A 24,465-nucleotide genomic window follows, 5' to 3' on the forward strand; every position below is an offset into this window, starting at 1 on the left:
CAGGTTCAAGCATAGCGCTTTGTATGACAATACGCTTTCTCATTCACGCTGTCTTTGAATTGGCGGCGTTGAAAATTAAGAGAATAACCTTAGCTTTCTGCCGCGCTGCCGTTTAGGCTTATGGCAAAATGCGGTTTTTGCTATATTTTCGCTGCCACGTCGGGCTTTAGAGGAAGAGAGAATCAACATGAAATGGCTATGTTCTGTAGGTGTCGCAGTTAGTCTGGCATTGCAACCCGCGCTGGCGGAGGAGCTGTTCGGAAACCATCCGCTGACGCCGGAAGCGCGGGACGCGTTTGTCACCCAGTTGCTGACGAAAATGACTGTCGATGAAAAGATTGGTCAGTTGCGTTTAATCAGCGTCGGCCCGGATAACCCGAAAGAAGCGATCCGCGAGATGATCAAAGACGGCCAGGTGGGGGCAATTTTTAACACCGTTACCCGTCAGGATATCCGCAAAATGCAGGATCAGGTGATGGAACTGAGCCGCCTGAAAATCCCTCTCTTTTTTGCCTACGACGTATTGCACGGCCAGCGTACCGTCTTCCCGATTAGCCTCGGACTGGCGTCCTCTTTTAACCTCGACGCGGTGAAAACCGTCGGACGCATCTCGGCGTATGAAGCCGCCGACGACGGCCTGAACATGACCTGGGCGCCGATGGTCGATGTCTCCCGCGATCCGCGCTGGGGACGCGCCTCGGAAGGCTTTGGCGAAGATACGTATCTGACCTCCATCATGGGAAAAACGATGGTGGAAGCGATGCAGGGCAAAAGCCCGGCGGATCGCTATTCGGTGATGACCAGCGTTAAGCACTTCGCCGCCTACGGCGCCGTGGAGGGCGGTAAAGAGTACAACACCGTCGACATGAGCCCGCAGCGCCTGTTTAACGACTACATGCCGCCGTACAAAGCCGGTCTGAATGCAGGTAGCGGCGCGGTGATGGTGGCGCTGAACTCATTGAACGGCACGCCAGCGACCTCTGATGCCTGGCTGCTGAAAGACATTCTGCGCGACAAGTGGGGCTTCAAAGGTATTACCGTTTCTGACCATGGTGCTATCAAAGAGCTGATTAAACACGGCACCGCCTCCGACCCGGAAGATGCCGTCCGCGTGGCGCTCAAGTCCGGCATTAACATGAGTATGAGCGACGAGTATTACAGCAAATATCTGCCAGGGCTGATTAAATCCGGCAAAGTGACGATGGCGGAGCTGGATGACGCGGCGCGGCATGTACTCAACGTGAAATATGACATGGGGCTGTTTAACGATCCGTACAGCCATCTGGGGGCAAAAGAGTCTGATCCGGTGGATACCAACGCCGAAAGCCGTCTGCACCGGAAAGAGGCGCGTGAAGTGGCGCGTGAAAGTCTGGTGCTGTTGAAAAACCGCCTCGACACGCTGCCGCTGAAAAAATCGGGGACGATTGCGGTTGTCGGCCCGCTGGCGGACAGCAAACGCGACGTGATGGGCAGTTGGTCCGCCGCAGGCGTTGCCGATCAGTCCATCACGGTGCTGACCGGCATTAAAAATGCTCTCGGTACAAAGGGTAAAGTGGTGTACGCCCATGGGGCCAACGTCACTAACGATAAAGACATTGTCACCTTCCTCAATCAGTACGAAGAGGCGGTGAAGATGGATCCGCGTTCACCTCAGGAGATGATTGATGAAGCCGTCAAGGCGGCGAAGCAGTCTGACGTAGTTGTCGCCGTAGTGGGTGAGGCGCAGGGCATGGCGCATGAAGCGTCAAGCCGTACGGATATCACGCTGCCACAGAGCCAGCGCGATCTGATTGCGGCCCTGAAAGCGACCGGCAAACCGCTGGTGCTGGTGCTAATGAACGGTCGTCCGCTGGCGTTGGTGAAAGAAGATCAACAGGCCGATGCGATTCTGGAAACCTGGTTTGCCGGTACGGAAGGCGGCAACGCGATTGCCGACGTCCTGTTTGGCGACTACAACCCGTCGGGCAAACTGCCCATGTCTTTCCCGCGTTCGGTAGGGCAGATCCCGACCTATTACAGCCACCTCAACACCGGTCGTCCGTATAACGCCGACAAGCCGAACAAATACACCTCTCGCTACTTTGACGAAGCGAACGGTCCGCTCTATCCATTTGGTTATGGTCTGAGTTACACCACGTTTGATGTTTCTGACGTGACGCTCTCTGCGCCAACCCTGAAACGCGACGGCAGCGTGACGGCAAGTGTGAAGGTGACCAACACCGGTAAGCGTGAAGGTGAGACGGTGATCCAGCTGTACGTACAGGACGTCACGGCTTCCCTGAGCCGCCCGGTGAAAGAGCTGAAAGGCTTTAAGAAAGTGAATCTGAAACCTGGCGAAACGCAAACCGTTAGTTTCCCGATTGATATCAATGCGCTGAAGTTCTGGAATCAGCAGATGACGTTCGATGCCGAACCCGGAAAATTCAACGTCTTTATCGGCGTCGATTCTGCCCGCGTGAAGCAGGGATCGTTTGAATTGCTGTAACGGTTACAGGGGGAACTGACCAATGGGTTCCCCCTTGTTGGTCCCGTGAAAAAACGGAAATGTCGGGTTAACCGAATACTTTTCGACTATGCTTTCCCCTCAAGTCGCTGAAAAAGTCGGCAAAAAGATGAGGAAAGCTTCATGACAATCTCAAAGATTTGGGCCGGTTCGCTGGCGCTGTTAGCGGCAGTGAGCTTACCCTTGCAGGCGGCGTCGCCGGTAAAGGTCGGTTCGAAAATTGACACCGAAGGCGCGCTGCTCGGCAACATCATTTTGCAGGTGCTGGAAAGCCACGGCGTCAAAACGGTCAATAAAGTCCAGTTGGGCACCACGCCGGTCGTGCGCGGCGCGATCACCTCAGGCGAACTGGATATCTACCCTGAATATACCGGTAACGGCGCGTTCTTTTTCAAAGATGAAAACGATCCGGCGTGGAAAAACGCACAAGCTGGCTTTGAGAAAGTCAAAAAACTCGATGCGGAGCAAAACAAGCTGCTCTGGTTAACGCCGGCGCCAGCCAATAATACCTGGACTATCGCGGTGCGCAGCGATGTCGCCGAAAAAAATAAACTCACCTCACTGGCCGATCTCGGGCGTTATCTGAAAGAGGGCGGTACTTTCAAACTGGCCGCCTCCGCTGAATTTATCGAGCGTGCAGACGCGCTGCCCGCTTTCGAAAAAGCCTACGATTTCAAACTCAGTCAGGATCAGTTGCTGTCGCTGGCAGGGGGGGACACCGCCGTGACCATCAAAGCGGCCGCGCAGCAAACGTCCGGCGTCAATGCCGCGATGGCCTACGGTACGGATGGTCCGGTCGCCGCGCTGGGGCTACAGACCTTAAGCGATCCTAAAGGCGTTCAGCCCATTTATGCGCCAGCGCCTGTGGTGCGTGAGGCGGTACTGAAGGAGTACCCGCAGATGGCGGAATGGCTGCAACCGGTGTTTGCCAGCCTCGATGAAAAAACGTTACAACAACTTAATGCCAGCATTGCCGTTGAAGGGTTGGACGCCAAAAAAGTGGCGGCGGACTATCTGAAACAAAAGGGATGGGTGAAGTAAACGGACTGAAAAAGGTTGGGTGACGTGTCAAAAGTCAGTATTCAGCGCGTACTGTTGCTGCTGGTTATTCTTTCAGCCGCTGCTGTCGCGCTGCCGTTTGTGAACTATGCGCCGAATCGCCTGGTATCGGGAGAGGGACGCCAGCTCTGGACGCTCTGGCCAGGTTCGGTGTCGATGCTCACCGGCGCGGGTTGCGCCATGTTGACCTTGTGCTTTGTGCCGGGAAGAAAGGGGGCCGTGTGCACGCTGGTGGTGGCGCAACTGCTGGTGATCCTGATGTTGTGGAGCGTCGGCAAGGCGGCGACGTATCTGGCTGAAACCGGGACACCGCTGGCGCGAACCAGTGTGGGAAGCGGTCTGTGGCTGGGGCTTGCACTCGGATTGCTGGCCTGCAGCGATGCCATCCGACGGATCACCGCGCAACCTCTCTGGCGCTGGGTGTTACATACGCAGATAGCGATTGTTCCCCTCCTACTCCTGTTGACGGGAACGTTCGACGATCTCTCGTTACTCAAAGAGTACGCTAACCGCCAGGATGTCTTTGATGATGCACTGGCTCAACATTTGACGCTGTTGTCAGGTACCGTATTGCCCGCGCTGGTGATTGGCATTCCCCTCGGTATCGGATGTTATTTTTTCCCGTCCCGCCAGGTACCGGTGTTTACCGTCCTCAATGTGATCCAGACCGTTCCTTCCGTTGCCCTGTTTGGCTTGTTGATTGCGCCGCTTGCCGGACTGGTAAAAGCGTTCCCCTGGCTTGCCACGGTGGGCGTGGCGGGAACCGGTTTGACCCCGGCGTTGATCGCGCTGGTGCTGTATGCGCTTCTGCCGCTGGTTCGTGGCGTGGTGGCCGGGCTGAATCAGGTTCCCCGTGATGTTCTGGAAAGCGCACGTGCGATGGGCATGAGCACCGCTCAGCGTTTCCTTCACGTGCAGTTGCCGCTGGCGTTGCCGGTCTTTTTACGTAGCCTGCGGGTGGTGATGGTACAGACCGTCGGGATGGCCGTCATCGCGGCGCTGATTGGCGCTGGCGGTTTTGGCGCGCTGGTGTTTCAGGGACTGCTCAGCAGTGCCGTGGATCTGGTGCTGCTGGGGGTGATCCCGGTTATCGCGCTGGCGGTACTGATTGATGCGCTGTTTGATTTAGGGATCGCTCTGCTGAAGGTAACCCACCATGATTGAATTTAGCCACGTAAATAAAGCCTTTGGTGAGCACAACGCGGTTAGCAACCTGAACCTGCACATTCAGGAAGGCAGTTTCTCAGTACTGATTGGTACCTCGGGCTCGGGGAAATCCACGACCCTGAAAATGATTAACCGACTGGTGGAGCATGACAGCGGCAGGATCCGCTTTGCAGGCGAAGAAATCCGCAGTCTGCCGGTGCTGGAACTGCGCCGACGGATGGGCTACGCGATTCAGTCGATTGGCCTGTTTCCGCACTGGACGGTGGCGCAGAACATCGCCACCGTGCCACAACTGCTGAAGTGGCCGCGCAAAAAAATTGATGAGCGGGTGGCAGAATTAATGGCGTTGCTCGGGCTGGAAGAGGGATTGCGCGAGCGCTATCCGCACCAGCTTTCCGGTGGGCAGCAGCAGCGCGTGGGCGTGGCGCGGGCGCTGGCCGCCGATCCGCAGGTGCTGTTAATGGATGAACCGTTTGGCGCGCTGGATCCGGTCACGCGTGGGGCGTTGCAGCAAGAGATGACCCGCATCCACCGTTTGCTGGGGCGAACCATTGTGCTGGTGACGCACGACATTGATGAAGCGCTGCGACTGGCGGAGCATCTGGTGCTGATGGACGGCGGCGAGATAGTCCAGCAAGGGACACCGTTGGCGATGCTGACGGCCCCGACGAATGATTTTGTGCAACAGTTTTTCGGTCGTAGTGAACTGGGGGTGCGACTGCTGTCACTGCGCACCGTGGCGGACTATGTTCGCCGGGATGAGCGCATTGACGGAGAGGCGCTGACGGAAGCGATGACGCTGCGCGATGCGCTTTCAGCGTTTGTCGCGCACGGCCGCGATGTGTTACCGGTGGTCAACCGGCAGGGCATGGTTTGCGGGACGCTGCATTTTCGCGATCTGCTATCGGAGACGCTGACGCATGAAACGACTGCGTGACCCGCTGCTCTGGCTGATCGCACTTTTCCTGCTGATGCTGGCAGGTTTACCGCACAGTCAGGCGATTTTCGCCAGCCTGTTTCCCGAACTTCCACGTCCGGTCTATCAGCAGGAGAGCTTTCTCGCGCTGGCGCTGGCCCATTTCTGGCTGGTGGCCGTGTCGAGCCTGTTTGCGGTGGTGATTGGTGTCGGCGCCGGGATTGTGGTGACCCGACCATGGGGAAGAGAGTTTCGTCCGCTGGTGGAGACCATTGCCGCCGTTGGACAAACCTTCCCGCCCGTCGCGGTATTGGCGATTGCGGTGCCGGTGATGGGGTTTGGTCAGCAACCGGCCATTATTGCGTTGATTCTGTACGGCGTGTTACCCATCCTCCAGGCGACGCTGGCGGGGATAGGATCGATCCCGGAAAGTGTGCGCAGCATTGCCAGTGGCATGGGGATGAGTCCGGGACAACAGTTACGCAAGGTTGAGCTGCCGCTGGCGGCACCGGTGATTCTGGCAGGTGTGCGAACGTCGGTGATTATCAATATTGGCACTGCGACTATCGCGTCGACGGTAGGGGCCAGCACGCTCGGTACACCGATTATCATTGGTCTGAGCGGGTTCAATACGGCGTATGTCATTCAGGGGGCGTTGCTGGTTGCGCTGGCGGCGATCATCGTAGACCGCCTGTTCGAACGGTTAGTGCAGCACCTTAGCCGGCACGCAAAATGAAGGTATAGCCTGCAAGCATCACGCCGCCAATACCGCCGATGGCCATGAGTAAAAAGAGGGTGATGACACCGATTTTTGCTACGCTCATGATGTTCTCCTTATGTTAACCCAGAGATTATACAGAGAAGCGTAGCTGTTAATGAATCATTAAATGCCAAGCGGGTAAATATCGTGCCCTTCCGCACGCCAGGCATTCAGTTGCTGTTGCTGCGCCGATGTTTGATTTTCACCGCACCACACCAGTAAGGTGCGCCCTTCGAACAGGTCCGGGCGAAACTGGCTCAGCGAATGGGCCAGTACGTCAACCCGCCATCCCTGCTGACTGGCGACCCAGCCTTCCAGCCACAAACGCGTGGTATCGTGAATATTCCAGCCCACCACCAGCGCATCTTTCCCCTGTTTTTTTCTGGCTGAGGCGAGGCAAATGGCGACGTAGTTGATCAGTACGCCATCAAGGATCCCCAGTAGTGCCAGTAGCGTCGGCTGTTGGCACTGCAATCGTCGACGTAGCGGAAGAAAAAGATGGGTGGTCAGCGTTTGCGCGGGGAAATCCTGGCCACGCTCTTTCAGCCAGACCCGCAGGTTGTGCAGATTGTTGTTTTGCAGATAGTGCAACAGGATTTCCTGTTGTTCACGCCAGCCGTTTTGCAGGTCTACGTTCTCATTGCTCAACAGCATTTTGACTTTGCTGACCTGCACCCCGTTATCTATCCAGTGCTTGATTTCGCGGATCCTGTCGATATCCGAATCATTGAACAGGCGATGCCCCCCGTCGGTACGCTGGGGTTTCAATAATCCATAACGCCGTTGCCACGCGCGAAGCGTAACGGGGTTAATATCACAAAGCAAAGCCACTTCACCTATGGTGTAAAGCGCCATTATTTTATCCTTGCTCGCGAGGTCCCAGTCTAACTTTAGTCGCTCTTTTTCGAACCAGGTAGTTTTGTCTGTTTTTTGTTCAGGTGAGGGGGGGGTTTATCAGTACACCGGTACTTTTTGTGTGATATCCCTTACTAATTTCTCATTTTATGCAACAGTTCAAAGACAGATCCCGCGAGTCGATGTATGTTACGCGGTTTTAGTTGATGTGTGGTCTGCAGGTATGTACGAGTTTAATCTGGTGTTGCTGCTGCTTCAGCAGATGTGCGTGTTTTTGGTTATCGCATGGCTGATGAGTAAAACTCGTTTATTCATACCATTGATGCAGGTAACCGTTCGTTTGCCGCACAAACTGCTGTGCTACGTAACCTTCTCCATTTTCTGTATCCTTGGCACCTATTTCGGTCTGCATATTGACGACTCTATCGCCAACACACGGGCAATTGGCGCGGTGATGGGCGGTCTGCTTGGCGGGCCGGTCGTGGGTGGACTGGTGGGGCTGACCGGGGGTCTGCACCGCTACTCAATGGGCGGCATGACGGCGCTCAGTTGTATGATCTCCACCATCGTGGAAGGGTTGCTGGGTGGCCTGGTGCACAGCGTACTGACGCGGCGGGGACGCACGGATAAAGTCTTTAATCCGCTGACGGCCGGGGCGATCACATTTGTCGCCGAAATGGTACAGATGCTGATCATTTTGCTGATAGCCCGGCCGTTTGACGATGCTTACCGACTGGTCAGCAATATCGCTGCTCCCATGATGGTCACCAACACCGTCGGCGCGGCGCTGTTTATGCGTATTTTGCTCGACAAGCGGGCGATGTTTGAAAAATATACCTCTGCGTTTTCCGCTACTGCGCTGAAAGTGGCGGCCTCCACCGAGGGGATCTTGCGCCAGGGATTCAACGAAGTGAACAGCATGAAGGTGGCGCAGGTGCTGTACAAAGAACTCGATATCGGCGCGGTGGCAATTACTGACCGCGAGCGGCTGTTAGCCTTTACCGGGATTGGCGACGACCATCACCTGCCGGGCAGGCCGATCTCCTCCGGTTACACGCTGCGGGCCATCGAGACGGGCGAGGTGGTTTACGCTGACGGCAACGAAGTGCCGTATCGCTGCTCACTGCATCCACAGTGCAAGCTCGGTTCTACGCTGGTCATTCCCTTACGCGGAGAAAACCAACGGGTGATGGGCACCATCAAACTCTATGAAGCGAAAAACCGGTTGTTCAGTTCCATTAACCGAACGCTGGGTGAGGGGATTGCGCAGCTACTTTCCGCGCAGATCCTTGCTGGACAATATGAACGTCAGAAAGCGATGTTGACGCAGTCAGAAATTAAGCTGCTGCATGCGCAGGTCAATCCGCATTTTCTGTTTAATGCGCTCAACACCATCAAAGCGGTGGTGCGCCGCGACAGTGAACAGGCGAGCCAACTGGTACAGGATCTCTCTACCTTTTTCCGTAAGAACTTAAAGCGCCCGTCGGAGATCGTCACACTGGCCGACGAAATTGAGCACGTGAATGCCTATCTGCAAATTGAGAAAGCGCGATTCCAGACGCGGTTGCAGGTGAGTTTAAACGTGCCGGATGCGCTGGCGCATCAACAGTTGCCAGCCTTCACTCTGCAACCCATAGTCGAAAACGCCATTAAGCATGGGACATCGCAACTGCTGGGCACGGGGGAAGTGTCCATCACCGCCCGTCAGGAAGGGCAGTATTTGATGCTGGATATTGAAGATAACGCAGGGTTGTATCAGCCCTCCGCGAACGTCAGCGGCCTGGGCATGAATCTGGTGGATAAACGCCTGCGTGAACGGTTTGGCGATGATTATGGTATTAGCGTCGTCTGCGAACCGGATTGCTTTACCCGAATAACCCTACGACTGCCCCTGGAGGAGACGCATGATTAAAGTGCTGATTGTGGATGATGAACCGTTAGCGCGGGAAAATCTGCGGATCCTGTTACAGGAACAAAGTGATATCGAGATCGTTGGCGAGTGCGCCAACGCCGTGGAAGCGATTGGCGCGGTGCATCGACTGCATCCGGACGTGCTGTTTCTGGATATTCAAATGCCGCGTATCAGCGGGCTGGAAATGGTGGGTATGCTCGACCCGGAGCATCGGCCGTATATTGTTTTTCTGACCGCTTTTGACGAATACGCAATTAAAGCCTTTGAAGAACACGCTTTTGATTATCTGCTTAAACCGATAGAAGAGGCGCGGCTGGAGAAAACCCTTAGCCGCCTGCGTCAGGAGCGGAGCAAACAGGACGTATCGGTATTGCCGGAAAACCAACAGTCGCTGAAGTTTATCCCCTGTAGCGGCCATAGCCGGATCTATCTGCTGCAAATGGATGATGTCGCTTTCGTCAGCAGTCGCATGAGCGGTGTTTATGTCACCAGCAGCGACGGCAAAGAAGGCTTTACTGAACTGACGCTCAGAACGCTGGAAAGCCGCACGCCATTGCTGCGCTGTCATCGACAATATCTGGTTAACATGGCTCAGTTACAGGAAATTCGTCTGGAAGATAACGGTCAGGCGGAACTGATACTGCGTAATGGGTTAACTGTTCCGGTCAGTCGCCGCTATCTGAAAAGTTTGAAAGAGGCGATTGGCTTGTAAAACTGATACACTGCGCGCCATTGCATTATCGACAGTTGAAGGCTCTATGCTAAGTAACGATATTCTTCGTAGCCTGCGCTACGCCCTGAAAGCCAATAATAACGACATGGTGCGCATTCTTGCGCTGGCCGACATGGAATCCACCTCTGCGGGTTTCGACACCTGGATGACCAGGGAAGATGAAGAGGGGTTTGTCCGCTGCCCGGATATTATCCTCTCCGGATTCCTGAATGGCCTGATTTACGAGAAGCGCGGCAAAGATGAGTCAGCGCCTGAACTGGCGCTTGAGCGTCGGGTGAACAACAATACGGTGCTGAAAAAGCTGCGTATCGCTTTTTCACTGAAAACGGATGATATTCAGGCGATTATGACCCAGCAGAACGTTCGCGTTTCAATGCCGGAAATCACCGCCATGATGCGTTCTCCGGATCATAAAAACTACCGCGAGTGTGGTGATCAGTTTATGCGTTATTTCCTGCGCGGATTGACGGCGCGTCTGCACGGCAATAAAGGCTGATAGAAAGCGACGACCCGGCTGGATGCCAGGTCGTCGTCGTTTGATTATTTCACTTCTTTAAAGCCAGCGGTTTCCAGCATTTTCTGGCTCTGTTTCATGCTAATGCCGTTGCTTGGGTCACCCGAGAATTGCGTACCCATCACGCCCTGCAGCTTTTTAAAGTCAACTTTTTCCATGTCAACAGAAACGGTTTCTTCCGCGTAGCCATCCTTATAGGTCAGCTTCTCTTCCACGCCAGGAATGTTTTGATATTTTTCGCTGATCGGATCGAGGATTTTCGCCGCATCTTCTTTGGTTTTTACCCCGATAGAGGCGTAGTTGATTTTGTTCTCTGAGGTCTGCTTAATGACTTTGTCACCCTTGTAGGTATAGGTCATTACGATCTCAGTGCCATTGACGTCCGCTTTGAATGTTTTGCTTTCTTCCTTGTCGCCACATCCTGCCAGAGAGAAAACGAGAACTGACGCAAAAACGACCGAAAAAAACGTATTTAATGCTTTCATGTAAAACTCCATTTTATTAAACGTCTGCTGCTCAAAAATAAACCTTGCAGGGTATGTATACCAGAAATGAGGCAGGAGAGGGGAAAATGGCTACTGAATATGTCTGATAATGATCATTGAAAAATCTGAAATCATGCGAGTTATTGTCTGGATTAATATGACGCAAAAGAAAAAGCGCCGTGAGAGCGGCGCTTTAGAGAGGCTTATTTAACCTGGTGTCCAGGCTTTGCGCCTTCATCCGGGGTCAGCAGGAAGATGTCTGTCCCGCCAGGACCTGCGGCCATCACCATCCCTTCTGAGATGCCAAAGCGCATTTTACGCGGCGCCAGGTTTGCCACCATGACCGTATGACGACCAATCAGCACCTGCGGGTCCGGATAAGCAGAGCGAATGCCGGAGAAGACGTTACGCTTCTCGCCGCCCAAATCCAGCGTCAGGCGCAGCAGTTTATCGGAGCCATCAACGAATTCAGCGTTTTCAATCAACGCTACGCGCAGATCGACTTTCGCGAAATCGTCAAAGGTAATGGTTTCCTGAATCGGGAAGTCCGCCAGTGGGCCGGTTACCGGAGCTGCCATAGCTTTCACCTCTTCTTTAGAGGCTTCCACCAGCGCTTCCACCTGCTTCATATCGATACGGTTATACAGAGCTTTGAAAGTATTGACCTTATGGCCCAGAAGCGGTTGCGCAATAGCATCCCAACGCAGTTCGCTGTTCAGGAATGCTTCAACGCGCTCGCTCAGCGTCGGCAGCACCGGCTTCAGGTACGTCATCAGCACGCGGAACAGGTTGATGCCCATTGAGCAGATCGCCTGCAGATCGGCGTCGCGACCTTCCTGTTTCGCCACCACCCACGGTGCCTGTTCGTCAACATAGCGGTTCGCGACATCCGCCAGCGCCATGATTTCACGGATCGCTTTGCCGAACTCACGGCTTTCCCACGCCTCGCCAATCACAGCCGCTGCATCGGTAAAGGTTTTATACAGCGCAGGGTCAGCCAGTTCAGCCGCCAGTACACCATCGAAACGTTTGTTGATAAAGCCAGCGTTACGGGAGGCGAGGTTAACCACCTTGTTGACGATATCGGCGTTTACGCGCTGGACGAAGTCTTCCAGATTCAGGTCGATATCATCAATGCGCGAAGAGAGCTTCGCGGTGTAGTAGTAACGCAGGCTGTCGGCATCAAAATGGTTCAGCCAGGTGCTGGCCTTAATAAACGTGCCGCGGGATTTGGACATCTTCGCGCCGTTGACCGTGACATAACCATGCACGAACAGGTTCGTCGGTTTACGGAAGTTGCTGCCTTCCAGCATGGCAGGCCAGAACAGGCTATGGAAATAGACGATATCTTTGCCGATGAAGTGATACAGTTCGGCAGTAGAATCTTTCTTCCAGTATTCGTCGAAGCTGACGGTATCGCCGCGCTTATCGCACAGGTTTTTGAAAGAGCCCATGTAGCCGATTGGCGCATCCAGCCAGACATAGAAATATTTGCCTGGCGCATTCGGGATTTCAAAACCAAAGTAAGGGGCATCGCGGGAGATATCCCACTGCTGCAGGCCGGATTCAAACCATTCCTGCATTTTGTTCGCCACCTGCTCCTGCAGCGCGCCGCTTCGAGTCCACGCCTGCAGCATTTCGCTGAAAGAGGGCAGGTCAAAGAAGAAGTGTTCGGAGTCACGCATCACTGGCGTCGCGCCAGAGACCACAGACTTCGGTTCGATCAGCTCAGTCGGGCTGTAGGTCGCGCCGCACACTTCGCAGTTGTCGCCGTATTGATCCGGTGATTTACATTTCGGGCAGGTACCTTTCACAAAACGATCCGGCAGGAACATGCCTTTTTCCGGATCGTAGAGCTGAGAAATGGTGCGGTTCTTAATAAAACCGTTCTCTTTCAGACGGGTATAGATGAGCTCAGACAATTCCCGGTTCTCGTCGCTGTGCGTGGAGTGGTAGTTGTCATAGCTGATGTTGAACCCGGCGAAATCTGTCTGGTGCTCCTGACTCATTTCACCAATCATCTGCTCCGGGGTGATGCCAAGCTGCTGTGCTTTCAGCATGATCGGCGTGCCGTGGGCGTCGTCGGCGCAGATGAAGTTGACCTCGTGGCCGCGCATTCGTTGGTAACGGACCCAGACATCAGCCTGGATGTGCTCCAGCATATGGCCGAGGTGGATTGAGCCGTTGGCGTACGGCAGCGCGCACGTTACCAGAATTTTCTTCGCGACTTGAGTCATAGTAGGTGTTACTTCTTCTCTGTTGAAAGGGGGTTCTGATGTTACCTGAAAGGTAATAACTACGCCAAGAATTAAGGGCATCAAACCACAAATGAATAATTGTTACCGCTGGAGTACACTACCTCACTACAATTGACCTTTTCAGAACAACAAAAAGGAGTCGGGATGAACGCACAATCCCAGGCCAAATCACCAGAAACCCTGCGCGCCATGGTCGCCGGGACGCTGGCCAATTTTCAGCACCCCACCCTGAAGCATAACCTGACGACACTTAAAGCGTTACACCACGTCGCCTGGATGGATGACACGCTGCACGTTGAACTGGTCATGCCGTTCGTCTGGCACAGTGCCTTTGAGGTGTTAAAAGAGCAATGTAGCGCTGATCTGCTGCGAATTACCGGGGCGAAGGCGATCGACTGGAAGCTTTCTCACAACATCGCCACCCTGAAGCGCGTGAAAAATCAGCCAGGCGTGAACGGCGTGAAGAACATTATCGCCGTCAGCTCCGGCAAAGGCGGCGTCGGTAAATCGTCGACTGCGGTAAACCTGGCGCTGGCATTGGCGGCAGAAGGGGCGAAAGTCGGGATTCTGGACGCCGACATTTATGGTCCGTCGATCCCAACTATGCTGGGGGCGGAAAACCAGCGCCCAACCTCGCCGGATGGTACCCATATGGCGCCGATCATGTCTCACGGGCTGGCGACCAACTCCATCGGTTATCTGGTCACTGATGATAACGCGATGGTGTGGCGTGGGCCGATGGCCAGTAAGGCGCTGATGCAGATGCTACAAGAGACGCTGTGGCCGGATCTGGATTACCTCGTGCTGGATATGCCGCCGGGCACTGGTGATATCCAGCTGACGTTGGCGCAAAACATTCCGGTCACGGGGGCCGTGGTGGTCACCACGCCGCAGGACATTGCGCTGATCGACGCTAAAAAAGGCATTGTCATGTTTGAAAAAGTCGAAGTGCCGGTGCTGGGCATTGTCGAAAACATGAGCATGCATATCTGCAGCAACTGCGGTCATCATGAACCGATCTTTGGTACCGGTGGCGCGCAAAAACTGGCTGAGCAGTATCACACGCAACTGTTGGGACAAATGCCGTTGCATATTAGTCTGCGTGAAGATCTCGATCGTGGGACGCCAACCGTGGTCAGCCGTCCGGACAGTGATTTCACCGTGATGTATCGCGAACTGGCGGGACGTGTTGCCGCACAGCTTTACTGGCAGGGTGAAGTCATCCCCGGCGAAATTGCCTTTCGCGCCGTCTGATTTCGGCTAAACGGTTTTATTCTCTCTATTCACCGCATTGATTTTATATCGGTGTGGTGAATATCTAATTTGAATAACGCTATCTGAGTTATGCAGAGCCACTGAATAACGTGGGCGTTCTTCTTAAATCTGACCGCCTGTGCGGGGTTATCCTGATGACCTTAACGATAAAATAAGCGTTGAATTCCCCCTCAGCCCGAGGGGGGCGAACCTCAACGATGATAGAAAATCTCGCCGTCGTAAGCTTTAATAATTTTACCGTCAGCGTCATTGATCAGCACATAGGCACCGCCCATGTAGGTCCAGTGTGTCCCGGCATCTGGCGCAGGTAAATTACGCAGATTCCACTGTTTGATGGTGTACTCGTCAGTGCGATACATTTCTGGCACCGTATCGCCAGGCTTGAAGTGGGTGAAGTCGGCGATGAAACCACTGAGTTCATATTGATCAATCCCCTTCGCGGGGACGGCTGTAGCTGGTGCGGCCCAGACCGCGCTGGATGCGAGCAGCAGCGCGCCTACCACCAATTTATTCTTCATACTTCTACGCTCTCCACTGTTAGGACCCTCAAAATCAGTCGTGTATCTTTCCCGGCCTTCATGATAACTGACAAGCGCGGGTTTGTTAGATTCCCGAAAAATTCGTAAAAAATGTAAAATTTATTAGTCTGACATGCACTATAGAAGAAAATCGCCAAATACGGGGAGAGGGCGATGCATTTCGGAACACAGGCTAACAGTGGATTAGCCCCATATGCAAAAATGCAGACGTTCAGCGTACATCACGCCTGCAATAAAACCCGCACTGATGATAAGGGTGTGCAGGAAAAAATGAAAAATAATTAACTTCACTATCCGGAGGCTCATTTTTAAATACGTATTACAGACGATGTTGTTGAGAATTGTCTAGCTATAACAATTAATTAATGTCAACATATAAACAGATTGAAATAAAACTATGGATTATTCCTGGATTGTCAATATTGATAAAGATCATGGAAAACACGCTGAATAGTTATTAAGAATCATCGTTTTGATGACATTAGTCTTTTGTATTTGTTACGTTAATTAATTGCAAATTTGAAGACAGCGAATAACTATTTTCTTCGGATTTATCCTGGTGTCATGCATCCTCTAAGTTATTTGATCTTAATTTCCCTAAATTATATTGACAGATGAAAGCAGCCTAAATATTCTGCGCACTAAATAGTGATATAAAAACACGCTGCTTTTGCAGGGTGATATTATTTTGTTAATTAATGATGGTGATGGCAGTGATGAAACAGTTAACTATAAAAAAGGCGGTATTTTCGCTTTTGGTTGTCAGTATTCTGTCCGGCTGCGTGTCGGAAGAGCAGCGCCTGGCGCGCTGTGAAGCCAAAGGCGTCAGTCGTGATGTCTGCTATCAGGTAGAACAGTCTAATCAACAGATGATTATCAATAACGCGGAGCAAAACGCGTATGTGAATGCACGTGAAGCGATAAAGCAACACGCTCAGGCGGCAAAGAAAAAAAACATATATCACTTTGAAGGCATGGAAATTAAAAAGGTGAGCACCGGGCTTGATATTGATGGAGCTCATGCTGCGGTTATCGAGAAAGAGGAAAAAGCGACGGTCTATCAACAAGGGTTGCACTATTTTGTCGTGTACACCAACGGGCGGTTAGCCGTGCTGAACGAGCAGAGACAGTTTTTGGGGTGGGCGAAATGAGAGATTATCTGTTAGCGCTTATTCCGCTAACGTCCTTTTCCGCAGATGCTTCTGATATTGCGCAGGCACAACAAGCCGTTGCTCATGCCCAACTAATGGTTGACGCGGTATAAGAGGATGTTGCCGCCGTGCGGGTGGCGGCTTTCACTATTGATGTTCAGGCTGAACAGGTAAATGCAGAGTAGCGAAAGGGTTACAAATCGGGGCAGTGAGGGTATCATCACGCGAGTGACCTGACCGTCACGCAGAAAAATTTCGTTAATGACTCGGGGTGCCCCTTTTCACGAAGGGCTGAGAAATACCCGTACCACCTGATCTGGATAATGCCAGCGTAGGGAAGTCAGACACTGCTCGTGTCCCTTCTTCGCGCGGGCAGGAGCGTAACCATGCAGCCTGACCTGCACAGCCGCGAACATGCGGTTCGTACCTTACAAGATTTTCGTATCCTTTCTCCGTTAACACATTGTATGACCAATGACGTCGTGCAGAGTTTTACCGCCAATACGCTACTGGCGCTGGGGGCTTCTCCGGCGATGGTGATTGAGCCCGAAGAAGCTCGCCAGTTTGCAGCCCTTGCCAGCGCGTTGCTCATCAACGTCGGCACGTTGACACAACCGCGTGCACATGCAATGCGGGCGGCGGTTGAGCAGGCAAACAGCGCCAAAACTCCATGGACACTGGACCCGGTTGCCGTAGGCGCGCTTGAATACCGTCGCCGTTTCTGCCTGGAACTCCTTGCCTTAACACCGGCTGCCATTCGCGGTAACGCCTCTGAGATCCTGGCGTTAGCCGGTGAAAGCGCTGGGGGGCGTGGAGTGGATGCTACCGACCCGGTTGCAACGGCTCTGCCGGCGGCGCAGATTCTTGCCCGCCACACCGGCGCTGTTGTGGTAGTCACCGGCGAAGTGGATTACATCACCGACGGCGAGCGCACTCTGAGCGTCACCGGCGGCGATCCGCTGATGACGAAAGTCGTGGGCACTGGCTGTGCGCTTTCTGCCGTGGTCGCCGCCAGCTGCGCGCTACCCGGAAACCGGATCGAAAACATCGCGTCCGCCTGTGGATGGATGAAACTGGCAGGGCAGCACGCCAGCAAAATCTGTCACGGACCCGGCAGTTTTCTTCCGGCCTTTCTCGATGCGCTCTACACCCTGGATGCGGAGGTCGCAGCATGAAGCGGATTAACGCACTGACCATTGCCGGTACCGATCCCAGCGGCGGCGCCGGTATTCAGGCCGATCTGAAAACCTTCTCGGCGCTCGGCGCTTACGGCTGTGCGGTAATTACCGCGCTGGTGGCGCAGAATACACGTGGCGTGCAGTCGGTGTATCGCATTGAACCGGATTTTGTCGCCGCCCAGCTCGATTCGGTGTTCAGCGATGTGCGCATCGATACCACCAAAATCGGTATGCTGGCGGAAACCGATATCGTTGAGGCGGTGGCGGAGCGACTGGAACGCCATCAGGTGCAGAATGTCGTACTCGACACAGTCATGCTGGCGAAAAGTGGCGATCCGTTATTGTCGACTTCCGCCGTTGAGACATTGCGCAGGCGACTGTTGCCACAGGTTTCACTCATTACGCCTAATCTGCCCGAAGCGGCAGCGCTGCTGGATTGCCCGCACGCACGAACAGAAAAAGAGATGCTGGAACAGGGGCGGGCGTTGCTGGCGATGGGCTGTGGCGCAGTGTTGATGAAAGGCGGTCATCTGGACGATGAACAAAGTCCTGACTGGCTCTTTACTGCGACCGGTGAACAGCGCTTTACCGCACCGCGGGTGATGACCAAAAACACGCACGGCACCGGATGTACGCTCTCTGCGGCGCTGGCCGCGCTGCGTCCACGACATGCTGACTGGGCCGGGACAGTGCAGGAGGCGAAAGTCTGGCTGTCGGCGGCGCTCGCGCAGGCCGACACGCTGGAGGTTGGACACGGCATCGGGCCGGTTCATCATTTCCACGCGTATTGGTAGCGTATATACTGGCAGCAGACTGGCTGTCAGGAAAAAGACTCATGGAACAAGCGCATACTCAACTTATCGCGCAACTGAACGAACGTATTTCAGCGGTGGATAATACCCCGCTGTATATCAAGTTTGCCGAGACGGTGAAAAATGCCGTGCGCAGTGGCGTGATTGCGCATGGCAACATTTTGCCTGGCGAACGCGATCTCAGTCAGTTAACGGGCGTTTCGCGCATCACGGTGCGCAAAGCGATGCAGGCGCTGGAAGAAGAAGGCGTGGTGACGCGTGCTCGCGGCTACGGCACGCAGATCAACAACATCTTTGAATATTCGCTGAAAGAGGCGCGTGGGTTTTCTCAACAGGTGGTGCTGCGCGGGAAAAAACCGGACACCTTATGGGTCAACAAACGGGTGGTTAAGTGTCCGGAAGAGGTGGCGCAACAGCTGGCGATTGCCGCCGGCAGCGATGTGTTTCTGCTTAAGCGCATCCGCTACGTTGATGAGGACGCGGTTTCTATCGAGGAGTCGTGGGTGCCCGCGCATCTTATTCATGATGCCGATGAAATTGGCATATCGCTGTACGACTATTTCCGCAGCCAGCATATCCATCCCCAGCGCACGCGCTCACGGGTGAGTGCAAAGATGCCGGATGCTGAGTTCCAGTCGCATATCCAGATGGACAGCAAAGTGCCGGTGCTGGTGATCAAACAGGTGGCGCTTGACCAACAGCAGCGGCCCATCGAGTACAGCATCAGCTACTGCCGAAGCGATTTATACGTCTTTGTGTGCGAGGAGTAACGCCTCGCGAAACGGCGCACAGTCACCGCCGCGATGTCCTACCACCCACGATGCCACGGCGTTGCCGAGCAGCACGGCATCCGCCAGCGACCAGCCCGACGCCAGCCCGGCCAGCATGCCGCCCGCGTGGCTGTCACCGGCGCCAATCGTGTCAACGACCGTTGTCGGGAAGGCGGGTACGCATCCGGAAGATTGCGCGCTGAAATACCAGGCGCCTTCTTTGTCATGGCGCACGATTAACGGCGCAGAAAATTGCTTCACCCATTGCGCACCTAAGTCTTCCACATCCTGGCTGAGACCAAACCGCTCCGCCGCGATTTCGGCTTCCTGACGATTGAGCGACACCAGAGGGCGACAAGCCAGAATGCGTGACATCAGTGCATCAGGAATATCGCCAATGCGCGGGCCAAAATCGATAAACGGCATAACGCGATCCAGCCCTTCCAGCCACTGCACCAACAGCTCGCCGCAGGGTGAGGAGAGTTGATAGCCCGAAAGATAAATCAGGCTGTCAGGTGAGATGGTGAGCTGGGCCAGCCAGTCGGTATTCCACTGGTTCTCCACGCCGCTGAATGACATAAACGTGCGCTCGCCATCCGGTTCGACCAGCGCAAGGCACCAGCCGTTGTCACCTTGTGTGGTCTCGATGAGGCTGTGTAACCCTTCTTTCGCCATCCTGTTACGAATGATCTCGGCCCATACGCCCTGGCCCAGCGGCAGGGCGTTACCGGCATCAATACCCAGCCGTTTCAGCGCCACGGCGATGTTCAGCGCGCAGCCGCCGACGTTAACGCCTTGCTGTTTCAGTTCAATGTCACACCCGCGCCAGGGCAGGGCATAGGCATCAGCGATGACATCAATGACCGCCGCGCCGACAACCGTGACTGGCTGGCGAGTTGTTAAACCCGGCAACAGTTCGGCTAAACGTGAAGTGTTCATGACGCCTCCCGACGTTGGCGCAGACGAGCAAGCGCCGTCGCATAGCGGTTGAAATCGAGCTGATTGACCGTATCCAGCTCCTGTTTCCATACCGGATTGATGGCACCTATACCCTGCAACGCGCCGCAAATGGCCGTTGCCATTGCTCCAATGGTATCGGTATCGCCGCCGAGGTTGGCACACAAAATGGCGCAGCGATTGGGATCCGTTTGCGCCAGTTCGACCATCGCAATGGCGCAGGCCACCGATTCGATCGTGCTGGTTCCGGCGCCAATCACCTGATACAACTGTTCGCTGGCCGCTTCGGCTCCGTCAGCATTGCGCACAATTTTCAGCGCCATCTCCAGACGCGCACAAAGCGATGCACTGAACGTAGTAATGCGCTTTTGCTGGGCGTGCAGGGCGATAGCGGGAAGCGAGTCAACAATTGCGGCCCAGGAATCACCCTCAATCGCCCGTGAAATCGCCCATGCCACCACCACCGCACCGGCGATAGCCAGATCGGATTTGTGCGTCGGGCTGGAGGCCAGCGCGATATCCTCAATAAACGCATCCAGATCGCGGGCGGGTAGCAGGCATCCCAATGGCGATACGCGCATGGCCGCACCGTTGGTGACGCCGTTATTCTCCAGTTCTGCTACCGGTTTCCCGTCGCGAATCGCGTTCAGGGCGATTTTCGACGTCGGCCCGAGAACGTTTTTATTGAAGGCGTCAAAGCGCAACGCCCAGTCGAGAATGTTCCGTCCAATCAGGTCCGGGTCGATCTCGCCGTCACGTTCCAGCAGAGCATCCGCCAGACAGAGCGCCATTGAGGTATCGTCGGTAAATTCTGCGCGGCCAAAATAACAGGCCGCATTATTTTCTTTTGGGCCCGGCAGAAAGCGGTCAATCCAGCCAAAGTGTGCTTTGACGCGGGTTCTTGGCCACAGTTCTGACGGCATACCCATCGCATCCCCTAACGCCTGCCCGTAAAGAGCACCGAGAATACGTTCTGCTTTCATTTTACTTCCCCTTGTGTCAACGCAGTCTCGCGAACCTCAATAGCGGTAATTTCTTTGTCCGATTCGCGAAAGAAAATCATGAATAGTAGGGCTATCACGGCGATCATCACCGCCCCGAATGTCCACATGCCCGCCCAGTTGAAGGTCAGGCCATTGACCGGCTCCGGATAAGCAAACATTTTTTCCATCATCACGCCGCCGAGACGGTAGCCCAGCAGGCTGCCGAAGCCCTGACAGCAGAGCGTAATCAACCCCTGTGCGGCGGTACGCATATGCACTGGCGCTTTTTTATCGACGTAGATGTATGCCGTCACGTAATAGAAGTCATAGCTCACGCCGTGCAGCAAAATACCGAGGAACAGCAGGGCATAGGTGAAATATTCGTCTGCGCTGCCGTAGATGAAAAAGCCGTAGCGGATCGCCGCGGTGATAAGACCAAGTAGCAATACCTTCTTAATACCAAAGCGTTTCGTAAAGAAAGGCAGCGCCAGCATAAAGAAGATTTCGGAGAACTGACCGAGGGTCATCCAGCCGGTGGCGTTTTTCATCCCCACTTCGGTCAGATACCCATTGGCGAAGATGTAATAGAACGCCAGTGGCATCGCGAACAGGAACGAGCAGAAGAAAAAGACGAGGAAGTTTTTATCACGCAGCAGGATCAGCGCATCCAGGCCCAGCATGACTTTGACGTCCATCTTGCCGGTGCTTTTCGGCGGGGTATCCGGCAGAAAGAAGGCAAACACACCCAGCAGCGCAGAGCTGGCCGCCGTCACCAGCAGCGGGATGTTGGTTGGCGAGATGTCATTATAGCCCAGCATCTGTGGCAGAAATCCACAGGCGAGACCAGAGGCAATCCAGCCGATGGTGCCCATTACGCGGATGCGCGGGAAGTCACGCTCCACGTCCGGCACGTTAGCAAACGCGATGCTGTTGGTCAGCGCAATGGTTGGCATATAGGTGAGCGAATAGGCCAGCAGCAGCGGGAAGAATCCACCGAACGTCGTCTGCTGAGCGGCAAAATACATCAGTACCGCACCGGCGAACATCAGTACTGCCAGCACTTTTTGCGCCGAGAAGAAACGGTCGGTCAGCGAGCCCACGAGGATCGGCGACAGAATTGCGGCGATCGCCGTACAGGCATAAGACCAGCCAATCTCACCGGCGGTAAAACCACTTTTACTCAACCAGAGCCAGAGCGGAACAAACCAGGCTCCCCAGATAAACCATTCAACGAACATCATGAACGACAGTTTCACTGTAGTTTTCATCTTTAAATCCTTCATGACAGGTAAGGTACGCCATGACAGTACCACTTAATAATACCTTTTAAATACCTTTAAGGTGAAACCTTGACCGTCTTAACACTTTATCGTCAGTGAATCGTGCCAGCAGATAGCGCTGAAAAATCCCCGAAAGATGGAAAAAATGGCCGGTCGGTACCAGACTTATGGCTGCCCGCAAAACGCGGGTCAGGACAATCCACATTCCGACGCATTCGGAACTTACGGGAGCATAACTATGACTGATATTGCGCAGTTGCTTGGCAAAGACGCCGACAGCCTCTTACAGCATCGTTGCATGACCATACCCTCAGACCAACTCTATCTGCCCGGACATGATTACGTCGACCGCGTGATGGTGGACAACAACCGTCCGCCTGCGGTACTGCGTAACATGCAGACGTTGTATAACACCGGGCGTCTGGGTGGAACGGGTTACCTGTCCATTTTACCGGTCGATCAGGGAGTGGAACACTCGGCAGGGGCGTCGTTTGCCGCCAACCCGCTCTATTTCGACCCGAAAAACATCGTTGAACTGGCGATCGAAGCCGGATGTAACTGTGTGGCCTCAACCTATGGCGTACTGGCTTCCGTCTCGCGTCGTTACGCGCATCGCATTCCGTTTCTGGTGAAACTCAACCATAACGAAACCCTCAGCTATCCGAATACCTACGACCAGACGCTGTATGCCAGCGTAGAGCAAGCGTTTAATCTGGGGGCGGTGGCCGTAGGCGCAACCATCTACTTTGGTTCAGAAGAGTCACGTCGGCAGATTGAAGAGATTTCCGCCGCCTTTGAACGGGCGCATGAGCTGGGTATGGTCACCGTACTGTGGGCCTATCTGCGAAATGCCGCGTTCAAAAAAGAGGGCGTCGATTACCACGTCTCCGCCGACTTAACCGGGCAGGCGAACCATCTGGCGGCAACGATTGGTGCGGATATCGTCAAACAGAAAATGGCGGAAAATAACGGCGGATACAAAGCCGTGAATTATGGCTACACCGACGATCGCGTCTACAGCAAACTGACCACAGAGAACCCGATCGATCTGGTGCGCTATCAACTGGCAAACTGCTATATGGGGCGTGCCGGGTTGATTAACTCCGGCGGCGCGGCAGGCGGCGAAACTGACCTGAGCGACGCGGTACGTACGGCGGTAATCAACAAACGTGCAGGCGGGATGGGGTTGATTCTGGGTCGTAAAGCTTTCAAAAAATCGATGGCTGACGGCGTGAAATTGATCAACGCCGTGCAGGATGTCTATCTCGATAACAAAGTGACGATTGCTTAACGCAGTAGCGGGCAATCCGGCGGCAGTCGACACCGCAACGCGGCGGGCAGGATTTCGATATGAAATTCCTGTCCGCTCAGCGGTTCGCCATCAAGGTTAAAGGTAATGTCATGCGGTGCCCGGATATCAAACCAGGCAGAAGCGCCGTCGATGATATTGGGGTTTTCCTCCTGTGGTTTCAGGGTGGAAAATAGCGCGGGCAGGATCTCTTCCCCGGTGAAAATCCGCAGTTGCAGCAAACCGTCGTTGATCAACGCATTCGGACACAACTGCTGACCGCCGCCAGCCTGACGCCCATTACCAATCCCAATCACCAGCGCATCACCCTGCCAGTGGAAGTTCTCACCACGGATTTCGCAACGGTCCGGTTTTAGCGTATCCATGCGCATCAGGCCGTGAATGATGTATGACACGCCGCCCAGCGCCGCTTTCAGTTTTTCCGGCGTCTCGGTGGTGATGCGCGTACCAAAACCACCGGTTGCCATATTGATAAAACAGGTTTTATCGTTGACTTGCGCCATGTCAATCTCAATGGCGTTACCGACAATCGCCAGCTTCAGCGCCTTATCTAACTCCTCGGGGATCCCGACGCTGGTGGCAAAGTCATTGGCGGTGCCCAGTGGCAGAATGCCCAGCGCGGGAATATCGGCCCCCTCACACTGGATCAGCGCCGTCGATACTTCGTTAATCGTGCCGTCACCGCCGCCGGCGATCACCGTTTCAACGCCCAGACGACGAGCCTCTTCGACATAGCGCTGCGCATCGCCTTTTTCCCAGGTAACGCGAACGTGAATCTCTACTCCTTCGTCACGGAGCAGCCCAATGGCGTCCCGCAGTACGGGGTTATCAGCACTTTTACCATTCAGAATCAATACGCTGGAGGGAAAATGATCCATTCCTTTTTTGCCTGTTTGTTTTTGGAATCTATGAAGAAAGTGTATAGCAGAAACGAAAAGGGGAGGTCAGAACAGGCTTAAAATACGCACACAATATACGATTCAGGCCGCAAAAAAATAAGCCTGCGTAAGGGAGATTACGCAGGCTAAGGAGGTGGTTCCTGGTACAGC

23 protein-coding genes and 1 riboswitch are annotated in these 24,465 nt (G+C 54.3%); of the genes, 14 read left to right on the top strand and 9 right to left on the bottom strand.

The features are described 5' to 3' along the window. The first annotated feature begins 187 nt into the window (after positions 1 to 187). From bglX to JTI98_RS12450, 5 genes are all read left to right on the top strand, one after another. A complete protein-coding gene (gene bglX / locus JTI98_RS12430) occupies positions 188 to 2,485 on the top strand; it encodes a beta-glucosidase BglX (RefSeq protein ID WP_216081311.1) in 2,298 nt (765 codons plus the stop codon). A gap of 141 nt (positions 2,486 to 2,626) precedes the next feature. Then, positions 2,627 to 3,544 (top strand): ABC transporter substrate-binding protein, encoded by a 918-nt coding sequence (locus tag JTI98_RS12435; RefSeq protein ID WP_216081312.1) that lies wholly within the window; start codon positions 2,627 to 2,629, stop codon positions 3,542 to 3,544. A gap of 15 nt (positions 3,545 to 3,559) precedes the next feature. Then, positions 3,560 to 4,726 (top strand): ABC transporter permease, encoded by a 1,167-nt coding sequence (locus JTI98_RS12440; protein ID WP_216081313.1) that lies wholly within the window; start codon positions 3,560 to 3,562, stop codon positions 4,724 to 4,726. After that, positions 4,719 to 5,666: an ABC transporter ATP-binding protein gene (locus tag JTI98_RS12445; protein ID WP_043000149.1), complete on the top strand. Its 948-nt coding sequence runs from the start codon at positions 4,719 to 4,721 to the stop codon at positions 5,664 to 5,666. The genes JTI98_RS12440 and JTI98_RS12445 overlap by 8 nt, the downstream gene beginning before the upstream one ends. Continuing rightward, complete coding sequence (locus tag JTI98_RS12450; RefSeq protein WP_043000150.1) at positions 5,650 to 6,381, top strand: ABC transporter permease; 732 nt, start codon at positions 5,650 to 5,652, stop codon at positions 6,379 to 6,381. Before JTI98_RS12445 ends, JTI98_RS12450 begins: the two co-directional genes overlap by 17 nt. Here the strand turns inward: JTI98_RS12450 and JTI98_RS12455 are convergent. Together JTI98_RS12455 and mlrA are read right to left on the bottom strand one after the other, a co-directional pair. Further along, positions 6,362 to 6,469: a protein YohO gene (locus tag JTI98_RS12455; protein ID WP_042318015.1), complete on the bottom strand. Its 108-nt coding sequence runs from the start codon at positions 6,467 to 6,469 to the stop codon at positions 6,362 to 6,364. The two genes, JTI98_RS12450 and JTI98_RS12455, sit on opposite strands and share 20 nt — an antisense overlap. Positions 6,470 to 6,528: 59 nt before the next feature. Next, positions 6,529 to 7,260 (bottom strand): HTH-type transcriptional regulator MlrA, encoded by a 732-nt coding sequence (gene mlrA, locus JTI98_RS12460; RefSeq protein WP_043000151.1) that lies wholly within the window; start codon positions 7,258 to 7,260, stop codon positions 6,529 to 6,531. Positions 7,261 to 7,483: 223 nt separating this feature from the next. Between mlrA and JTI98_RS12465 the strand changes: the two genes are divergently transcribed. From JTI98_RS12465 to JTI98_RS12475, 3 genes are read left to right on the top strand one after another with little or no spacing between them, the layout of a single operon-like run. Further along, the gene (locus JTI98_RS12465; protein WP_216081314.1) at positions 7,484 to 9,172 is read left to right on the top strand and encodes a sensor histidine kinase; all 1,689 of its coding nucleotides are present in this window, start codon (positions 7,484 to 7,486) and stop codon (positions 9,170 to 9,172) included. Beyond that, on the top strand, positions 9,165 to 9,884 hold the full coding sequence (btsR, locus tag JTI98_RS12470; protein WP_043000153.1) for a two-component system response regulator BtsR: 720 nt from the start codon (positions 9,165 to 9,167) through the stop codon (positions 9,882 to 9,884). Before JTI98_RS12465 ends, btsR begins: the two co-directional genes overlap by 8 nt. Before the next feature lie 46 nt (positions 9,885 to 9,930). Beyond that, on the top strand, positions 9,931 to 10,401 hold the full coding sequence (locus JTI98_RS12475) for a DUF1456 family protein (protein WP_043001885.1): 471 nt from the start codon (positions 9,931 to 9,933) through the stop codon (positions 10,399 to 10,401). Between the two features lie 44 nt (positions 10,402 to 10,445). On the opposite strand, the gene JTI98_RS12480 is transcribed toward JTI98_RS12475, so the two are convergent. Together JTI98_RS12480 and metG are read right to left on the bottom strand one after the other, a co-directional pair. Beyond that, positions 10,446 to 10,904 (bottom strand): YehR family lipoprotein, encoded by a 459-nt coding sequence (locus tag JTI98_RS12480; protein WP_043000154.1) that lies wholly within the window; start codon positions 10,902 to 10,904, stop codon positions 10,446 to 10,448. A 203-nt stretch (positions 10,905 to 11,107) separates the two neighbouring features. Continuing rightward, positions 11,108 to 13,141, bottom strand: coding sequence for a methionine--tRNA ligase (metG, locus tag JTI98_RS12485; protein WP_044266118.1), 2,034 nt, complete (start codon positions 13,139 to 13,141; stop codon positions 11,108 to 11,110). 165 nt (positions 13,142 to 13,306) lie between these two features. Between metG and apbC the strand changes: the two genes are divergently transcribed. After that, positions 13,307 to 14,416 carry an iron-sulfur cluster carrier protein ApbC gene (apbC, locus tag JTI98_RS12490; protein ID WP_043000156.1) on the top strand — a complete coding sequence of 370 codons (1,110 nt, stop codon included), beginning with the start codon at positions 13,307 to 13,309 and terminating at the stop codon, positions 14,414 to 14,416. Positions 14,417 to 14,628: 212 nt separating this feature from the next. Here the strand turns inward: apbC and rcnB are convergent, their stop codons facing one another. After that, positions 14,629 to 14,955, bottom strand: coding sequence for a Ni(II)/Co(II) efflux transporter accessory subunit RcnB (rcnB, locus tag JTI98_RS12495; RefSeq protein ID WP_043000157.1), 327 nt, complete (start codon positions 14,953 to 14,955; stop codon positions 14,629 to 14,631). Between the two features lie 737 nt (positions 14,956 to 15,692). On the opposite strand from rcnB, the gene JTI98_RS12500 reads away from it, so the two are divergent. From JTI98_RS12500 to JTI98_RS12515, 4 genes are all read left to right on the top strand, one after another. Then, complete coding sequence (locus tag JTI98_RS12500; RefSeq protein WP_044326954.1) at positions 15,693 to 16,127, top strand: hypothetical protein; 435 nt, start codon at positions 15,693 to 15,695, stop codon at positions 16,125 to 16,127. A 257-nt stretch (positions 16,128 to 16,384) separates the two neighbouring features. Further along, a riboswitch (TPP riboswitch) is annotated at positions 16,385 to 16,482 on the top strand. 31 nt (positions 16,483 to 16,513) lie between these two features. Continuing rightward, positions 16,514 to 17,302, top strand: a complete 789-nt coding sequence (gene thiM, locus JTI98_RS12505; RefSeq protein ID WP_216081315.1) for a hydroxyethylthiazole kinase — start codon at positions 16,514 to 16,516, stop codon at positions 17,300 to 17,302. Further along, positions 17,299 to 18,099: a bifunctional hydroxymethylpyrimidine kinase/phosphomethylpyrimidine kinase gene (thiD, locus tag JTI98_RS12510; RefSeq protein WP_044326945.1), complete on the top strand. Its 801-nt coding sequence runs from the start codon at positions 17,299 to 17,301 to the stop codon at positions 18,097 to 18,099. Before thiM ends, thiD begins: the two co-directional genes overlap by 4 nt. A gap of 41 nt (positions 18,100 to 18,140) precedes the next feature. Then, a complete protein-coding gene (locus tag JTI98_RS12515; protein WP_043000160.1) occupies positions 18,141 to 18,887 on the top strand; it encodes a GntR family transcriptional regulator in 747 nt (248 codons plus the stop codon). On the opposite strand, the gene JTI98_RS12520 is transcribed toward JTI98_RS12515, so the two are convergent. Genes JTI98_RS12520 through JTI98_RS12530 form a run of 3 tightly spaced genes read right to left on the bottom strand, consistent with a single transcriptional unit; the run spans position 18,861 to position 22,095 of the window. After that, positions 18,861 to 19,826, bottom strand: a complete 966-nt coding sequence (locus JTI98_RS12520) for a carbohydrate kinase family protein (RefSeq protein WP_058588275.1) — start codon at positions 19,824 to 19,826, stop codon at positions 18,861 to 18,863. The genes JTI98_RS12515 and JTI98_RS12520 overlap by 27 nt on opposite strands. After that, a complete protein-coding gene (locus JTI98_RS12525; protein ID WP_043000162.1) occupies positions 19,823 to 20,827 on the bottom strand; it encodes an ADP-ribosylglycohydrolase family protein in 1,005 nt (334 codons plus the stop codon). Before JTI98_RS12525 ends, JTI98_RS12520 begins: the two co-directional genes overlap by 4 nt. Beyond that, a complete protein-coding gene (locus tag JTI98_RS12530; protein WP_044258683.1) occupies positions 20,824 to 22,095 on the bottom strand; it encodes a nucleoside permease in 1,272 nt (423 codons plus the stop codon). Before JTI98_RS12530 ends, JTI98_RS12525 begins: the two co-directional genes overlap by 4 nt. Before the next feature lie 250 nt (positions 22,096 to 22,345). Between JTI98_RS12530 and fbaB the strand changes: the two genes are divergently transcribed. Beyond that, on the top strand, positions 22,346 to 23,398 hold the full coding sequence (gene fbaB / locus JTI98_RS12535; protein ID WP_043000164.1) for a class I fructose-bisphosphate aldolase: 1,053 nt from the start codon (positions 22,346 to 22,348) through the stop codon (positions 23,396 to 23,398). Here fbaB and yegS read toward each other — a convergent pair. After that, on the bottom strand, positions 23,395 to 24,294 hold the full coding sequence (gene yegS, locus JTI98_RS12540) for a lipid kinase YegS (RefSeq protein ID WP_043000165.1): 900 nt from the start codon (positions 24,292 to 24,294) through the stop codon (positions 23,395 to 23,397). The genes fbaB and yegS overlap by 4 nt on opposite strands. Positions 24,295 to 24,465 lie beyond the last annotated feature (171 nt).

The organism is Citrobacter sp. MGH 55, from assembly GCF_016906145.1.
Lineage (GTDB): Bacteria > Pseudomonadota > Gammaproteobacteria > Enterobacterales > Enterobacteriaceae > Citrobacter_A > Citrobacter_A amalonaticus.

Coding starts and splice junctions, on each gene's coding strand:
- JTI98_RS12465 (WP_216081314.1), top strand. CDS start 7,484: ATGTACGAGTTTAATCTGGTGTTGCTGCTGCTTCAGCAGATGTGCGTG.
- apbC (WP_043000156.1), top strand. CDS start 13,307: ATGAACGCACAATCCCAGGCCAAATCACCAGAAACCCTGCGCGCCATG.
- JTI98_RS12450 (WP_043000150.1), top strand. CDS start 5,650: ATGAAACGACTGCGTGACCCGCTGCTCTGGCTGATCGCACTTTTCCTG.
- fbaB (WP_043000164.1), top strand. CDS start 22,346: ATGACTGATATTGCGCAGTTGCTTGGCAAAGACGCCGACAGCCTCTTA.
- JTI98_RS12500 (WP_044326954.1), top strand. CDS start 15,693: ATGAAACAGTTAACTATAAAAAAGGCGGTATTTTCGCTTTTGGTTGTC.
- thiM (WP_216081315.1), top strand. CDS start 16,514: ATGCAGCCTGACCTGCACAGCCGCGAACATGCGGTTCGTACCTTACAA.
- JTI98_RS12445 (WP_043000149.1), top strand. CDS start 4,719: ATGATTGAATTTAGCCACGTAAATAAAGCCTTTGGTGAGCACAACGCG.
- JTI98_RS12520 (WP_058588275.1), bottom strand. CDS start 19,826: ATGAACACTTCACGTTTAGCCGAACTGTTGCCGGGTTTAACAACTCGC.
- bglX (WP_216081311.1), top strand. CDS start 188: ATGAAATGGCTATGTTCTGTAGGTGTCGCAGTTAGTCTGGCATTGCAA.
- mlrA (WP_043000151.1), bottom strand. CDS start 7,260: ATGGCGCTTTACACCATAGGTGAAGTGGCTTTGCTTTGTGATATTAAC.
- JTI98_RS12455 (WP_042318015.1), bottom strand. CDS start 6,469: ATGAGCGTAGCAAAAATCGGTGTCATCACCCTCTTTTTACTCATGGCC.
- JTI98_RS12435 (WP_216081312.1), top strand. CDS start 2,627: ATGACAATCTCAAAGATTTGGGCCGGTTCGCTGGCGCTGTTAGCGGCA.
- JTI98_RS12480 (WP_043000154.1), bottom strand. CDS start 10,904: ATGAAAGCATTAAATACGTTTTTTTCGGTCGTTTTTGCGTCAGTTCTC.
- rcnB (WP_043000157.1), bottom strand. CDS start 14,955: ATGAAGAATAAATTGGTGGTAGGCGCGCTGCTGCTCGCATCCAGCGCG.
- metG (WP_044266118.1), bottom strand. CDS start 13,141: ATGACTCAAGTCGCGAAGAAAATTCTGGTAACGTGCGCGCTGCCGTAC.
- JTI98_RS12525 (WP_043000162.1), bottom strand. CDS start 20,827: ATGAAAGCAGAACGTATTCTCGGTGCTCTTTACGGGCAGGCGTTAGGG.
- yegS (WP_043000165.1), bottom strand. CDS start 24,294: ATGGATCATTTTCCCTCCAGCGTATTGATTCTGAATGGTAAAAGTGCT.
- JTI98_RS12475 (WP_043001885.1), top strand. CDS start 9,931: ATGCTAAGTAACGATATTCTTCGTAGCCTGCGCTACGCCCTGAAAGCC.
- JTI98_RS12515 (WP_043000160.1), top strand. CDS start 18,141: ATGGAACAAGCGCATACTCAACTTATCGCGCAACTGAACGAACGTATT.
- btsR (WP_043000153.1), top strand. CDS start 9,165: ATGATTAAAGTGCTGATTGTGGATGATGAACCGTTAGCGCGGGAAAAT.
- thiD (WP_044326945.1), top strand. CDS start 17,299: ATGAAGCGGATTAACGCACTGACCATTGCCGGTACCGATCCCAGCGGC.
- JTI98_RS12530 (WP_044258683.1), bottom strand. CDS start 22,095: ATGAAAACTACAGTGAAACTGTCGTTCATGATGTTCGTTGAATGGTTT.